This is a genomic window from Roseovarius sp. 10 (genome assembly GCF_033100315.1).
Taxonomy (GTDB): domain Bacteria; phylum Pseudomonadota; class Alphaproteobacteria; order Rhodobacterales; family Rhodobacteraceae; genus M30B80.
This window is the reverse complement of record NZ_JAWLVH010000002.1, coordinates 402330-416248: the sequence shown is the minus strand read 5'-3', so window position 1 is coordinate 416248 and position 13919 is coordinate 402330. Positions and strand designations below refer to the sequence as shown.

Annotated in this window: 16 protein-coding genes and 1 tRNA gene; 11 read left to right on the top strand and 6 right to left on the bottom strand. The window is 55.7% G+C overall.

Going from position 1 to position 13919, the window contains the following annotated elements; translation table 11 throughout:
• Positions 1-14 precede the first annotated feature (14 nt).
• The 3 genes from RYZ18_RS09280 (at position 15) to RYZ18_RS09270 (ending at position 2897) form a co-directional block, all read left to right on the top strand.
• Positions 15-449 carry a DUF4864 domain-containing protein gene (locus tag RYZ18_RS09280; RefSeq protein WP_317656395.1) on the top strand — a complete coding sequence of 145 codons (435 nt, stop codon included), beginning with the start codon at positions 15-17 and terminating at the stop codon, positions 447-449.
• A gap of 152 nt (positions 450-601) precedes the next feature.
• The gene (locus RYZ18_RS09275; protein WP_317656394.1) at positions 602-2014 is read left to right on the top strand and encodes a glycosyl hydrolase family 28-related protein; all 1413 of its coding nucleotides are present in this window, start codon (positions 602-604) and stop codon (positions 2012-2014) included.
• Positions 2015-2027: 13 nt separating this feature from the next.
• Positions 2028-2897 carry a hypothetical protein gene (locus RYZ18_RS09270; RefSeq protein ID WP_317656393.1) on the top strand — a complete coding sequence of 290 codons (870 nt, stop codon included), beginning with the start codon at positions 2028-2030 and terminating at the stop codon, positions 2895-2897.
• On the opposite strand, the gene RYZ18_RS09265 is transcribed toward RYZ18_RS09270, so the two are convergent.
• On the bottom strand, positions 2894-3373 hold the full coding sequence (locus tag RYZ18_RS09265) for a pyridoxamine 5-phosphate oxidase (protein WP_317656392.1): 480 nt from the start codon (positions 3371-3373) through the stop codon (positions 2894-2896). The genes RYZ18_RS09270 and RYZ18_RS09265 overlap by 4 nt on opposite strands.
• 82 nt (positions 3374-3455) lie before the next feature.
• Here RYZ18_RS09265 and RYZ18_RS09260 point away from each other — a divergent pair, with 82 nt between their 5' ends.
• Positions 3456-4052 carry a carboxymuconolactone decarboxylase family protein gene (locus RYZ18_RS09260; RefSeq protein ID WP_317656390.1) on the top strand — a complete coding sequence of 199 codons (597 nt, stop codon included), beginning with the start codon at positions 3456-3458 and terminating at the stop codon, positions 4050-4052.
• On the top strand, positions 4045-4533 hold the full coding sequence (locus RYZ18_RS09255) for a tRNA (cytidine(34)-2'-O)-methyltransferase (protein WP_317656388.1): 489 nt from the start codon (positions 4045-4047) through the stop codon (positions 4531-4533). The genes RYZ18_RS09260 and RYZ18_RS09255 overlap by 8 nt, the downstream gene beginning before the upstream one ends.
• On the opposite strand, the gene RYZ18_RS09250 is transcribed toward RYZ18_RS09255, so the two are convergent.
• Together RYZ18_RS09250 and uvrB are read right to left on the bottom strand one after the other, a co-directional pair.
• Positions 4525-5619 (bottom strand): lytic murein transglycosylase, encoded by a 1095-nt coding sequence (locus RYZ18_RS09250; protein ID WP_411567108.1) that lies wholly within the window; start codon positions 5617-5619, stop codon positions 4525-4527. The two genes, RYZ18_RS09255 and RYZ18_RS09250, sit on opposite strands and share 9 nt — an antisense overlap.
• Before the next feature lie 332 nt (positions 5620-5951).
• Positions 5952-8141, bottom strand: coding sequence for an excinuclease ABC subunit UvrB (gene uvrB, locus RYZ18_RS09245; protein ID WP_317656700.1), 2190 nt, complete (start codon positions 8139-8141; stop codon positions 5952-5954).
• Between the two features lie 443 nt (positions 8142-8584).
• Here uvrB and RYZ18_RS09240 point away from each other — a divergent pair, with 443 nt between their 5' ends.
• From RYZ18_RS09240 to trpB, 6 genes are all read left to right on the top strand, one after another.
• A complete protein-coding gene (locus RYZ18_RS09240; RefSeq protein ID WP_317656386.1) occupies positions 8585-8896 on the top strand; it encodes an ETC complex I subunit in 312 nt (103 codons plus the stop codon).
• A 60-nt stretch (positions 8897-8956) separates the two neighbouring features.
• Positions 8957-9033 (top strand) — tRNA-Arg (locus RYZ18_RS09235).
• A gap of 223 nt (positions 9034-9256) precedes the next feature.
• Positions 9257-9535 (top strand): integration host factor subunit beta, encoded by a 279-nt coding sequence (gene ihfB / locus RYZ18_RS09230; RefSeq protein ID WP_317656384.1) that lies wholly within the window; start codon positions 9257-9259, stop codon positions 9533-9535.
• Between the two features lie 23 nt (positions 9536-9558).
• Entirely contained in the window at positions 9559-9933 is a 375-nt protein-coding gene (locus RYZ18_RS09225; protein ID WP_317656383.1) for a LapA family protein, read from the top strand.
• A 6-nt stretch (positions 9934-9939) separates the two neighbouring features.
• Positions 9940-10581 carry a phosphoribosylanthranilate isomerase gene (locus RYZ18_RS09220; RefSeq protein WP_317656382.1) on the top strand — a complete coding sequence of 214 codons (642 nt, stop codon included), beginning with the start codon at positions 9940-9942 and terminating at the stop codon, positions 10579-10581.
• Between the two features lie 74 nt (positions 10582-10655).
• Positions 10656-11882: a tryptophan synthase subunit beta gene (trpB, locus tag RYZ18_RS09215; protein WP_317656381.1), complete on the top strand. Its 1227-nt coding sequence runs from the start codon at positions 10656-10658 to the stop codon at positions 11880-11882.
• 56 nt (positions 11883-11938) lie between these two features.
• On the opposite strand, the gene RYZ18_RS09210 is transcribed toward trpB, so the two are convergent.
• From RYZ18_RS09210 to RYZ18_RS09200, 3 genes are all read right to left on the bottom strand, one after another.
• A complete protein-coding gene (locus RYZ18_RS09210) occupies positions 11939-12307 on the bottom strand; it encodes a DUF2237 family protein (protein ID WP_317656380.1) in 369 nt (122 codons plus the stop codon).
• A gap of 63 nt (positions 12308-12370) precedes the next feature.
• Complete coding sequence (pth, locus tag RYZ18_RS09205) at positions 12371-13060, bottom strand: aminoacyl-tRNA hydrolase (RefSeq protein ID WP_317656378.1); 690 nt, start codon at positions 13058-13060, stop codon at positions 12371-12373.
• Between the two features lie 109 nt (positions 13061-13169).
• Positions 13170-13796, bottom strand: a complete 627-nt coding sequence (locus RYZ18_RS09200) for a 50S ribosomal protein L25/general stress protein Ctc (protein ID WP_317656376.1) — start codon at positions 13794-13796, stop codon at positions 13170-13172.
• Positions 13797-13919: the final 123 nt, after the last annotated feature.

The window sequence follows — 13919 nt, the reverse complement described above, 5'->3', positions numbered from 1 at the left end:
AAAGGTCATCAGGCGTGATCCGTCATTATGTCATCACTTTGATTTTGGTTCTGGGGGTGGGCTTGGCCGGTACGCCGCGCGCGGCGCTGGCGCAGTCTGCACCTGAGATTGACAATCGCGTTGAAGCGACTATTGCCGCCCAGCTTGAAGCCTTTCGCGCCCAAGACATCCCCCGCGCATGGAGCTATGCAAGCCCCCTTATTCAAAATTTATTTGGCGATCAGGATCAATTTGCCCGCATGGTCGAGCAAGGTTATCCCATGGTGTGGCATCCGCTGACCTATCGGTTTGGTGCGGCGCGTATGACCCAAACTGGCGTTTTTCAGCAGGTCGAAGTGATTGATCGCGATGGGCAAAGCCATCTTTTGATTTACGAAATGGTCGAGATTGCGGGTGATTGGCGGATCAATGGTGTCCATTACATGCCGCAGCCGCCCGCCTCGGTCTAAGGATTAAGACGTTTTTAACACGTTTGACGTAGAACCCCTCCGCAACGCATCTATCAAACCAATATTTTACATTCTGCGAGGTTCCGTTCAGGGCTTTGCGGGATATGCGCTTTGTAGGGTCTTGGCGGAACTCCACAAAAAATGGGGGTTCCATGAACCAAGTGATCACCGAAGGCCTGCAACTTATGCCGCCCGCTTTTGCCGAAGGTCTGGCGCAATGGTCGCGCGAAGATGGGCGCCCGAACCAAGACACCTATGCCACCGCCGCCAATGCGGCCCTTGTGGCGGCTGATGCAGATTTCGGCACCTGTCTGGAAATCGTAAAAATTGAAAGCACCACGCGCCTGCGGTTCACGGGGGCAACACCCATTCGGGCGGGCCTCTATTTGCAAATCCGCGCGCGGATCAAACTGATCTCTGGAACGGCTGCGGTGGCGCGTATTGGCGCTTGGGCGGGCAGCTCGGCCAATACCAATATCGCGGGGGTCGCCCAATTTGGCCCCAGCCGTGCCGTGGACACATTCGGCGAAGTTGTCGAGCTATCTGCCATTGTGGGTGTGGGCGCGCGCACAGGCGTGGATATGGTTTGGGGCGGTTCTGCCGTGTTTGGCCATTTTGGGATTGATATCATCGGTGATAACGGCGGTGTGTTTCGGATCGAGGATATCGAGATCACAGATGCGACCGATATTTATTATCGCGAGTTGATGGATTGGGTTGATGTCACCGATTTTGGCGCCATTGGTGATGGGATCACGGATAGCCGCGCCGCCTTTGCTGCGGCTGATCAAGCCGCACAGGGGCGCGAGATCCTCGTGCCTGCGGGGGTTTATTTTATCGGCTCAACACTTGGGCTTGATGCGCGGGTGCGCTTCGAGGGGCGGGTTGTGATGCCTGATGCTGCGCGCTTGGCGCTGAACCAGAATTTTGATCTTAATGGCTATGCGGATGCTTTTGGGGATGCAGAACTGGGCTTGCGCAAGGGGATACAGACCTTGCTCAACCAATCGGATTTCGAAGGGTTCGATCTCAATGCCCGCCGCGTGATCCTGACCGAGCCTTTGGATGTTCAAGCCGCCGTTGGCAACCGCACCACCTATGCCAACCGCCGCGTTCTACGGAATGGGCAATTGACCCCTGACAATTCCCCTGCATGGGATGATGATTTTGTGGTAGCCACGGCGCAATGGTCGGTGAATGACCCGCGCAAGCTGACCAATATTGCCAATGTGGCGCAAATCCCCGTTGGATCATTGGTCACGGGCGCGGTCGGAGTCGGGCGCGAGGTTTATGTGCGCGCGCGCGATATCGCGGCGGGCACGATCACGCTTTCGCTGCCTTTGGGCGTGCCGCCCCAAACCCAAAGCTACGGGTTTCGGCGCTTCAAATATCTGTTGGATTTTTCTGGATTTCAAAACCTGCAACGCTTTGTCATCACCGACATCGAGTTTCTCTGTGCTGATCGTGCAAGTGCCATCATGCTGCCGATTGATGGTTTGGTGGTGCAGGTTCAGGATTGTTTTCTTCACAGGCCCGAAAGATCGCGGCATCACATCGCCCGGTGAGGCCTGTCAGGGGTTGCAGGTAGAACGCTGCCAATTCCTGTCCAAGGAACAGGCTGAGCGCGTTGAGGATCGGGTGAGTGTCGCGATTAACATCAACTCAAATGACGCAAAAATTCGTGACAATCGCGTTGTGAAATTTCGCCATTTCATGCTCGCTGCGGGGACGGGCTATCTGATTTCTGGCAATCACTTTTTCCAAGGCGATGATGTGCCAAATGGGGTGCGCAGCGCGGGTTTGATCTTTACGGGCATCAATATTCGGTCGACTGTGAACGGCAATTATATCGATAATTGCTCCATTGAGTGGATCAATGAACATGACCCCGCGCCAGAACTGTCGAGCGAGTTGTCTTTTGGGGCGCTCACGATCAACGACAATATTTTCATGTCGATCCGCTCTGCCCCTTGGTTCAGCTTTCTTGTGATCCGTCCGCAAGGCCCGGGCCATTATATCAACGCCCTCTCAATCTGTGACAACTCGTTTAAGCATATCCAAGGTGCGCCGCTTGAGCGTGTTGATGCCGTGGATAGCAGTGTCGCGCCGTTGGATGGCAGCCGCACCAAGAATTTCTTGATGCAAGGCAATACTTTTCACGGGATTGTGCGGGATACCCAAAACCCAGTGACGCTTGCCGTCACGGAAAACAGCCCGCAGCAGGTTTGGGAGGTGGATTTGCGCGATTGGCTGCCTTTTGAGGGTCAGGCGCGGGTTGCGGCCTCTGCCCTGCCTGAGGGGCCGTTGCGCAACAGCGCCAATGTTGTCCAATACGTCACCCCCTATGCCACCACGCGGCATGGGGTTGGGCGCGGCTCAATTCGCCTCAACTGGCCGCAGCCTGTGCGTGGCACTGTGCAATTGACCGCGCGCTGTGACACGCCCTAAGGCCGCAGATCATCGGGGGTAAGGTGAAAGGCCTGACCAAAGCCGCCATTTAAAAACGCGGCTTTGACGGTGAATTCCACCATACGGAAATCGCCAAAATCAAAATAGAGCTTTGCTTTGGGATAGGCGGCCAGATAGGCCGCCTTTTTTTCGGCCTTGTCACAGGGCAGGGCATAGGTTTCTAAACTCAGGCGGGGATGGGTCAAAGGATCGCCGCGATCAGGCACAGAGCCGATCAATAGCCCACAGTTTGGCCGCTCTGCCAAGGCGCGACTATGCGCGGAGAGATCTGAAATAAGACTAAGAATTTGTGCCGTCTCAGGCAGCCAGACATAGGCGACACGGCTGAGGGCGGGCGCGCCTGTCTGCGGGTCTGTGACCCCAAGCGCCGCATAGTTATGGTCTGCCAATATCCCACGGGCCAATGCGCGCGCCGCATCATCGGTTGGGCGTATGGGGTTGGTCGCTTTTTCCATTGGCCCGCGCCTTTCGCTTGCAAGTTTTGCCCCTGCGCGCCACGGTCTGCGCAGCAAAGGGAAAAGAAGGGAGACCCGCATCATGGCATTGATCCGCCCGCTTGAGGAAGAGGAAATGGAGCGCGATCTGGCAGATCACGTTCAGTTTTTCAAAGGGCCGTTGGGGGTGATCCCAAATTCTGTGCGCACCATGGCACATCGTGCGCCAATCGCGCGTGCCTTTACCGATTTGAACGTGGCGGTCATGACGGATTACGGCGCGGTCACGCCTGAATTCAAACGCCTGCTTGGGTATGTGTCCAGTCAGGCATCAGGCTGCCTGTATTGTCAGGCCCATATGATCTTGGCCTCCGAGCGGTTTGGCGCGTCAGAAGATCGGTTGAACGATGTGTTCACCTTTGAAGATAGCCCCCATTTTACCGAGGCCGAGAAAGCCGCCTTGGCCTTTGCGCAGGCTGCAACCTTTGTGCCAAACGCGGTGACACTAGAAATCGGCGCACGCCTTAAGGCGCATTGGGGTGAGGCCGCCGTGGTCGAGATCATGGCCGTTGTCGCGCTGTTTGGATATCTTAATCGTTGGAATGACAGTATGGGATCCGCCCTCGAAGATCTTCCAATCAGCAAAGGTGAGGCGCGTTTGAAAGACGCCACAGGGTGGAGTGTCGGCAAGCATGTCTGAGCGCCCCCAAGCCCCGCATCAGATGAAGATCGTGTTGTTCCAACCTGAGATACCCGGGAACACCGGCACGATTGGGCGCACTTGCGTGGGCTTGGATATGGAATTGATCTTGATCCGACCCTATGGGTTTGAGCTATCGGAGAAATCAGTGCGCCGCGCGGGATTGGATTATTGGAAACATGTGCGCCTGACAGAATATGATGATTGGGAAGCGTTTATCGCAGCGCGCAAGCCGCGCGCGGATCAGTTGTTTCTCTTTGAAAATGATCGGGCGCAATCGGCCTATGAGGTCGAATATCCCCAAGATGCCTATTTGGTTTTTGGCCGTGAGACGACAGGGCTGTCTCCTGAGATTATCGCAGCCTATGCGGATCGGCTTGTCTCCTTGCCGATGTATTCCCCGCATATTCGCTCTTTGAATCTGGCAAATATCGCTTGCGCGGCGGCCTACCAAGCCTTACGCAGTCACGCCTTAGCGTAAAGCGGTCAGCAGGGTTTGCGAGGGTTGGCCTGTGATGGGCCATCCTCTTTCAGCCTCAAAGGCGCGAATGGCGGCTTCGGTTTGGCGGCCAAATACGCCATCAATTGTGCCAATCTCATAGCCACGCGCCTTCAGGCCCTCTTGGATGGCGCGGCGATCTTCAATCAGCAGACCATATTGATCTGGTGGGAATGGCGTGGATATAGGCCCCGCCCCAGTCAGCCGCCCTGCGAGGTAGATGACCCCAAGCGCGTAATTATCCGATGCATTATATCGCAAGAGCGCGCCGAAATTGGGTGAAACGAGGAACCCAGGCCCGTTTGGCCCTGCGGGCAGCAGCAGGGCGGCATTGCCCAAATCGCGGGTGGGCGTCACCACAGGCACCACCCCGCGCGCAATCCAAGTGGCAAGCGTGCTTGGCGCGCCGCGCCCAGAAGGCCCCGAATATCCTTGGGGCAGGCGCACCTCGCAACCCACGCCAAATTGGCTTTGCCATGCGCCGCCTTCGCGCAGATAAGCGGCCGTTGAGGCCAAGGCATCTGTGGGATCAATGCCCCAAATATCTTTCTTGCCATCACCATTGAAATCCACCGCATGCGCCGCAAAGGTGGTGGGAATGAATTGGGTATGCCCCATGGCCCCTGCCCATGATCCTTTGAGGTTTTCGGCGGTTGTATGGCCTTGCTGTAAAATCCGCAGAGCAGCAAAAAGCTGCGCCTCGAAAAAGGCCGCGCGCCGTCCGTCATAGGCAAGGGTCGATGTGGCTGAGATCACGGGAATATCCCCGCGCTTTGCGCCAAACTCGCTTTCAACGCCCCAAATCGCCGCCACCACTTCGCGTGGGACGCCATATTGGTCTTCGATGCGGCGCAAGAGGCGCGATTGATTGGTATAGGCTGCGCGGCCCGAAGTCACCTTGGCCTCAGAGGCGACAAGGTTCAAATAATCCTCGAAACTGCGAGAGAATTCTGCCTGATTGCGGTCGCGGGTCACGACACCTGGCAAATAGCCTGTTCCACGGAAAGCTTGCGAAATGGTGACGGGGTGTATTCCCCGTGCCTCTGCGCGGGATTTGAAATTAGCCACCCATTGGGCATAGCCCGCATTTGGGGTTGGTTGCAGATCAGGCGGAGTTGGGCGCAGGAAGTTTTGACCTGCTTGGGTCAAGCCATCCAACGGGTTTGGGACGCACCCGCCAAGCAGGGATGCGCCCGTGGTTAGCATCATCATGCGTCTGGTGAGGGTCATGCTCGCGGCCTCTTGTTCTTATGCGCTTCCTTCTACCAAATTCTTCGCGCAAGGGCGACAAGAATGCGGGATGATGATCCACAAAAATTGGCAGATGTGCCGTTTCAGAGGCCTTTGTCTGCGCGGTTCAAAAGGCCAGCTTGGGCCGTGAGGGCGCGCAGGGTGCCGCCCTATCTGCGGCGCTTGACCCCGCCCCGTTGCCCTGGTCTCCCTGCGGTGCTGCGCCCTTTTGCGGCGCTTGCCGCCTCGACCGCTTCATCCACGGCAGATTGGCGAGCGAGCGGGTCATCCGCCACAGCCAGTTCCACCGCCTCTAGGCGCTTGACCTCATCGCGCAAGCGCGCGGCCTCTTCGAATTCTAAATTCTCTGCTGCTTTGCGCATCTGCGCGCGCAGCCCATCGAGATGGGCAGCCAGATTTGCACCGACCATAGGTTTGTCGACCTTTGCGGTGACGCGGCTCATGTCCACATCGCCTTGATACAGCCCCGCCAAGATATCCTCGACATTCTTCTTCACTGTCGCGGGGGTGATCCCGTGTTCCTCATTATAAGCGATCTGCTTGGCGCGGCGGCGATCCGTTTCCGCAATGGCGCGTTCCATGCTGCCTGTGATGCGGTCAGCATACATGATGACACGGCCATCCGCATTGCGCGCGGCCCGTCCGATGGTTTGAATGAGCGAGGTTTCAGAACGCAAAAAGCCCTCTTTGTCGGCATCCAAAATTGCGACAAGCCCACATTCGGGAATGTCCAATCCTTCGCGCAACAGGTTGATCCCGATCAGAACGTCAAAGGCGCCAAGGCGCAAATCGCGCAAAATCTCGATCCGTTCGATTGTGTCGATATCGCTATGCATATAGCGCACGCGCACGCCTTGTTCATGGAGATATTCGGTCAAATCTTCGGCCATGCGCTTGGTCAATGTGGTGACAAGCACACGCATGCCTTTGGCCGCGACTTGGCGGATTTCATCCAACAGATCATCCACTTGCGTCTCAATTGGCCGGATCTCAATCTGCGGGTCTAACAGGCCCGTTGGACGGATCACTTGTTCGGTAAAGACGCCGCCTGCCTGTTCCAATTCCCAAGCAGCAGGGGTGGCCGAAACAAAGATAGATTGTGGCCGCATCGCGTCCCATTCTTCGAATTTCAGCGGTCGGTTATCCATGCAAGAGGGCAGGCGGAACCCGTGTTCGGCCAAAGTAAATTTGCGCCGATAGTCCCCGCGATACATGCCCCCGATCTGCGGCACCGTAACATGCGATTCATCGGCAAAGACAATGGCGTTATCTGGAATATATTCAAACAAGGTGGGGGGCGGCTCGCCCGGGGCGCGGCCTGTCAAATAGCGCGAATAGTTCTCAATCCCGTTGCAAACGCCCGTGGCCTCAAGCATTTCGATGTCGAAATTTGTGCGCTGTTCAAGGCGCTGTGCCTCAAGCAGTTTCCCGTCAGCCACAAGATGATCCAAGCGCTGGCGCAATTCTTCTTTGATGGCCTTCACCGCCTGTTGCATGGTTGGGCGTGGGGTGACGTAATGCGAATTGGCGTAGATGCGGATTTTTTCGAATTTATCGGTGCTTTGACCCGTCAGCGGATCAAATTCGGTGATGCCTTCGAGTTCCTCGCCAAAAAACGAGAGACGCCATGCCCTATCCTCAAGGTGCGCGGGCCAAATTTCCAGACTGTCGCCGCGCACGCGGAATGAGCCGCGCTGAAACGCCTGATCATTGCGCCGATATTGTTGCGCAACCAAATCGGCCATGACCTGCCGTTGATCATAGTCTTGTCCTGCGAACAGATCGACTGCCATAGCCGTATAGGTTTCGACCGAGCCAATGCCGTAAATACAGGACACCGATGCCACGATGATCACATCGTCCCGTTCCAACAGCGCGCGGGTGGCGGAATGGCGCATTCGGTCAATCTGTTCGTTGATCTGGCTTTCTTTCTCAATGAACGTGTCCGTGCGCGGGACATAGGCCTCGGGTTGGTAGTAATCGTAATAGCTGACGAAATACTCGACCGCGTTATCGGGGAAAAAGTTTTTGAACTCCCCATAAAGCTGAGCTGCCAAGGTCTTGTTATGGGCAAGTATGATTGCGGGGCGCTGTGTTTCTTCAATCACCTTGGCCATGGTAAAGGTCTTGCCCGTGCCAGTTGCCCCCAACAAAACTTGGTTGCGATCCCCATCTGTTACGGCGGCTGCAAGCTCGGCAATCGCGCGAGGTTGGTCGCCCGCGGGGGTAAACTCGGTATGCATCACAAAGCGCTTGCCGCCTTCGAGTTTTTCGCGTGCCAAACGATCGCTATTGGCGCGTCCCTCGCGCGGGGACGCAGCGCGTGGCAAATCGGGCATAGAGCTTGGCGAATTGTTATGCATTTTGGCCCTTCCACAGGTCACACGCATGGTCTGTGCGCAGGGTCTATCCTATCGCGCTGCGCGCCAAGGACAAGCGATAGAGGGCTCATTCATTGAGGCGCTGTGAGGTTTCCGAAAAGTTAATCAACTCAGAACAATTTGTCGCAAATTTATACAACTTTAAGGAGAAATTTTGATTGCATCCGAGAGAAAATTTCCGTAGCTTTTTCTTGCAAGCAGCAAATTGATTGTCGGTCGGGATCGCACCACCCACCCCTCGCTCCCTAGATCTCGGCCGGCAATTCAATTTTGGGGTATTTCCTGCTGCCCGCGCTCATCTTCATCTTGCAACTTCCGCGCGTTTTGCCGATATGTGAACCAGTTTTGATGGCTGAGCGATACCCCGAACGCTCAGAACCAATAGAATGACGGAGCAAGCCATGGTCGCGCGCATTTACAAACCCGCCAGAACCGCAATGTCCTCGGGCACTGCAAAAACCAAGGATTGGGTTCTAGAGTTTGCTCCTGAAAGCGCGCGCGAGATTGATCCACTGATGGGGTGGACATCAAGCGGCGATACGAAAGCGCAAGTGCGCCTTTATTTCGACAGCCAAGAAGCGGCCGAGGATTACGCCCGCGCCCATGGGATCGAAGCAGTGGTGTTGCGCCCCAAATCGCGCAAGCCTAATGTGCGCGCAGGCGGCTATGGCGAGAATTTCGCCACCAACCGCCGAACGGTTTGGACGCATTAACCCAACATCCCCCTTTGCCCGTTTACGCAGGCCCCAAGATTGGGTAATCAGCCCGCATGCGGTCCCTTAGCTCAACTGGATAGAGCAGCTGACTTCTAATCAGCAGGTTGAGGGTTCGAGTCCTTCAGGGATCGCCATTTTTCGGTAACGCTTTCACGAATCACGCGGAGCGTCCGTCATGGGCGGCACAGGGCGAGGTCTATGTGACATCTCTGCGATATGCTGAATTTCCTCGCCCGCGGGCTGATATCCGCGCATCTGGCGGCCAAACCTTAAAAAAATCCTGCTTTTCGGTTCCTAGGCGCGTATGAAAGGCTTATACAGTTTTGCAACACACATGCGCTTGCGGGGAGGCATGACATGATAAGATCAGAACTTGTGCAAAAACTCGCGGAGGAAAATCCGCATCTTTATCAGCGCGATGTTGAGCGGATTGTGGGAGCAATTTTTGACGAAATCATCGAAGCCATGGCGCGAGGAGATCGGGTCGAATTGCGCGGCTTTGGCGCGTTTTCGGTAAAAAAGCGTGATGCACGCGTGGGCCGCAATCCGCGGACGGGCGAGACTGTATCAGTCGAAGAAAAACATGTTCCCTTCTTCAAGGCGGGCAAATTGCTGCGTGACCGATTGAATTCGTAACGAGAACTGCGCGAGGGTAAGGCGTGATCCGAATAGTAAAGCTGAGTTTCATTCTCTGTGTCGCGGTTGTTCTGATTGTTCTGGCAATTGCCAATCGCGATCCGGTGGTGATTCATCTGTTGCCTGCCGATTTGGCGCTGTGGCTGCGGATGGATGTGTCTATATCCCTCCCGCTGTTCTTGATCATTTTCGGCGCGATTACCGCAGGGTTGGTCCTAGGCTTTGTTTGGGAATGGCTGCGCGAACATCGGCATCGTGTGGATGCATCGCGCGCGAAGCGTGATGCGACACGCCTGTCGCGGGAATTGGAAACCCTCAAGGGCGAGGCACGGGCGAAAGAGGGGCAGGATGACATTCTTGCCTTGTTGGAGGATGACAAGCCCTTGCGGCTTGGTTGATCCCTGATGAGCATTTCCATTAAATTTTGTGGCCTTTCTCAGCCTGCCGATATTGTGGCTGCGGCCGAGGCGGGTGCGCGCTATGTGGGTTTTGTCTTTTTCCCAAAATCACCCCGCGCGGTTAGCCTGACACAGGCCCGTGACTTGGCGCTTGCCGTTCCTGTTGGCGTGGCCAAGGTGGGTTTGGTGGTCGATCCAGAGGATGCCTTTCTCGATCAACTTCTGGCCGAAGTGCCGCTCGATATTTTGCAATTGCACGGCCATGAAACACCTACCCGTGTGGCGGAAATCCGTGTGCGCACGGGCCTGCCTGTGATGAAGGCCATTGGTATCGCAGATGCGGATGATTTGGGGCAGATTGCGGATTACGCGGCGGTCAGTGATCAATTGCTAATTGATGCCAAGCCGCCGAAAAACGCTGATCTTCCTGGGGGGAATGGTCTTTCTTTTGACTGGCGGTTGTTGGCCGGACGCAGATGGCCTGTGCCATGGATGCTGGCGGGTGGATTGACGCCTGACAATGTGCGGCTTGCCGTGCAAATGACAGGCGCGCAGCAGGTTGATGTTTCATCAGGCGTGGAAAGTCGGGCAGGGGTAAAAGACCCTACCCTGATCCATGCTTTTGCCGATGCGGTGAACGGGGGCTAAACCTTGCCCCTTTCTCTTGCTCAATTCTTGCGCCCGCGTTAGGCAGTGGGTCGAATGTGAAAAAAGGTGCCTCCATGCCCGATGATATCTTGAACAGCTTTATGACTGGCCCTGATGAAAGCGGCCGCTTTGGCCAATTCGGCGGGCGGTTTGTGTCAGAAACCCTGATGCCGCTGATTTTGGAATTGGAAGCCCAATATGAACGCGCCAAAACAGATCAATCCTTCTGGGATGAAATGCATGATTTGTGGACGCATTATGTCGGCCGTCCGAGCCCCCTCTATTTCGCAGAGCGCCTGACCGAGCATTTGGGCGGCGCAAAAATCTATCTCAAGCGAGATGAGCTAAACCATACGGGCGCGCATAAAATCAACAATGTGTTGGGTCAGATCATTTTGGCCCGCCGCATGGGAAAGACACGGATTATTGCGGAAACAGGTGCGGGCCAGCATGGCGTGGCCACGGCGACAGTCTGTGCAAAATTTGGCTTGAAATGCGTGGTCTATATGGGCGCGCATGATGTCGAACGCCAAGCGCCCAATGTGTTCCGCATGAAACTGCTTGGGGCCGAGGTTGTGCCTGTGACGTCAGGGCGTGGCACTTTGAAAGACGCGATGAACGATGCCTTGCGCGACTGGGTGACGAATGTGCGTGATACATTCTACTGCATCGGCACGGTCGCAGGCCCCCACCCATATCCTGCGATGGTGCGTGATTTCCAAGCGATTATTGGCAAAGAGGCCCGCGAACAGATGTTGGCCGCCGAAGGCCGTTTGCCAGATACGATCATTGCGGCCATTGGCGGCGGTTCAAATGCGATGGGGCTGTTTTACCCCTTCTTGGATGACAAGGATGTGCAGATCATTGGCGTTGAGGCAGGTGGCAAAGGCGTCAATGACAAGATGGAGCATTGCGCAAGCCTGACAGGGGGGCGTCCGGGTGTGCTGCATGGCAACCGCACCTATTTGCTGCAAGACGAAGATGGACAAATCCTTGAGGGTCATTCGATTTCGGCGGGGCTGGATTACCCTGGCATCGGGCCTGAGCATTCATGGCTCCACGATATTGGCCGTGCTGAATATGTCTCGATCACCGATAGCGAAGCTTTGGATGCGTTTCAGCTGTGCTGCCACCAAGAGGGCATCATTCCCGCGCTAGAGCCAAGCCATGCTTTGGCGCATGTGATGAAAATCGCGCCGACCCTGCCAAAGGATCATTTGATCTGCATGAATATGTGTGGTCGCGGTGATAAAGATATCTTCACAGTGGCCCGTGCCTTGGGATGGGAGATGCAGGGCTAATCCCCGCATCTCTCTCCATTTATGCCCGCTCTGCGCCTAAACCATCGGTTCGGGTGTCACTCGATTTGGTGCAATTCCAATACGGTCAGCGGAATGATTTCGAGCGCACGCATATGGGTTGCGTGCAGGTTCACCTTTGGCGCAACGCCCTCTTCATGGGCCTGTAGGAACCGCGAGGCGCATAGGCACCAGCGATCGCCCTCCTTTAAGCCAAGAAATCCATATTCGGGGCGGGGCGTGGTTAAGTCATTGCCCACATATTTTGAAAAGGCCAGAAATTCGCGGGTCATGACCGCGCAGACAGTATGCGCGCCGAAATCATCATCGCTGGTGTCGCAGCACCCGTTGCGAAAGAAGCCCGTCATTGGATCGCGGCCGCAGCTTTGCAGCGGCGCACCAAATACATTTACGCTTTCATCCATCATCTATCCTCATACGCGCCAAAGGTGTTGCGAGAGAGGGATAGGAACACCCAAGGCGCTAAATGTTTATCGAAACCGATCAACCAGCTTTTGTAACGGGCTTCGGCTGTCTTGCGGTGTCTCTACGGCCTCCGCAGGGGGTGGGGCCGTGTCGCGTGATTTGTGCCTCGGCGCTGTTTCGCGGGCGGGTGTGGTGGTTTGTAAGGCCACTGCATTTTGGAACTGCGCGCCATTATCCTCGGCAAGCGCTTTGGCCCCATTCGAGATGCCCCGCAACATCAGGTCTAGCCAAGACTGATCGGCCTTGGAAAAATCAGACAGAACATAGGCCGCGACCCGGTCCTTGTGGCCTGGATGGCCAATACCAAGCCGCACACGGTGATAAGCCTCACCAATGTGCTCGTGTAGCGACCGCAGACCATTATGCCCTGCATGCCCCCCGGACGACTTAAGCCGAAGTTTCGATGGGGCAAGGTCAAGCTCGTCATGAAAAACTGTGACATCTTGCGCGGTCAGTTTAAAAAACCGCATTGCCTCGCCCACGGATTGCCCCGAGCGGTTCATATAGGTTTCTGGCTTGAGCAAGATCACCTTTTGGCCGCCCAAAATCCCTTCGCAGATTTGGCCTTGAAATTTGCTGCGCCACGGAGAGAACCCATGATCTGCAGCAATATGATCTAAGGCCATGAACCCTATATTGTGACGGTTCTGGCTATATTTCGCGCCGGGATTTCCAAGACCAACCCAAAGTTTCATAGCTGCTGTGATACCCCGATTGCCCGTCCCGTAAAAGGGTGGTGTCTGATAAAATAAAGGCGCGAAGAAATCTTCGCGCCTTTATCAATTCGTCAGAAGATCGGCCTGATTACTCGGCTGCTTCTTCTTCGCCTTCAGCAGCGGCTTCGTTATCTGCACTTACCAGACCCGATGGGGCGGTGATATTGGCGATCACGAAATCGCGGTCGATTGTTGGCTTAACGCCTTCTGGCAGGGTGACGTCAGAGATGTGGATTACATCGCCAATGCCGCGGCCTGTCAGGTCAACAGTGATCCCTTCAGGGATGTCACCTGCAATCACCGAAAGCTCAACCTCGGCGCGCACGACTGTCAAAACGCCACCGCGTTTGATGCCAGGTGCGGCTTCGTGGTTGATGAAGTTGACAGGGATGAACAGCTTCACACGCGAAGTGCGGCGCAAGCGCATCAAATCAACATGGGTCGGCAGATCTTTTACCACATCGCGCTGCACGCCACGGCAAATGACGCGCACATCTTCTTGACCTTCAACCTTGAGGTTGAACAGAGTCGAGAGGAAGCGGCCTTCTTTCAGGCGCTTGAGCAATTGGTTAAAGGGGATTTGAATCGCAAGAGGGTCAGCCCCACCGCCATACAAAATACCGGGCACTTTGCCTTCACGGCGAGCTTGACGAGCGGCCCCCTTGCCTGTCCCCGTCCGTGCCTCGGCGATAAGATCAGGAATCTCACCAGCCATAGCTATATCTCCATATGTTATGGGCCGCCTCCAAGGGTGTCGGGCCCGTGAAGCCGCGCTCTTACAAGCATTTTCTGCCTTTGACCAGAGCTAAATCTGCCATTTTGCTCATATATCGCTTGA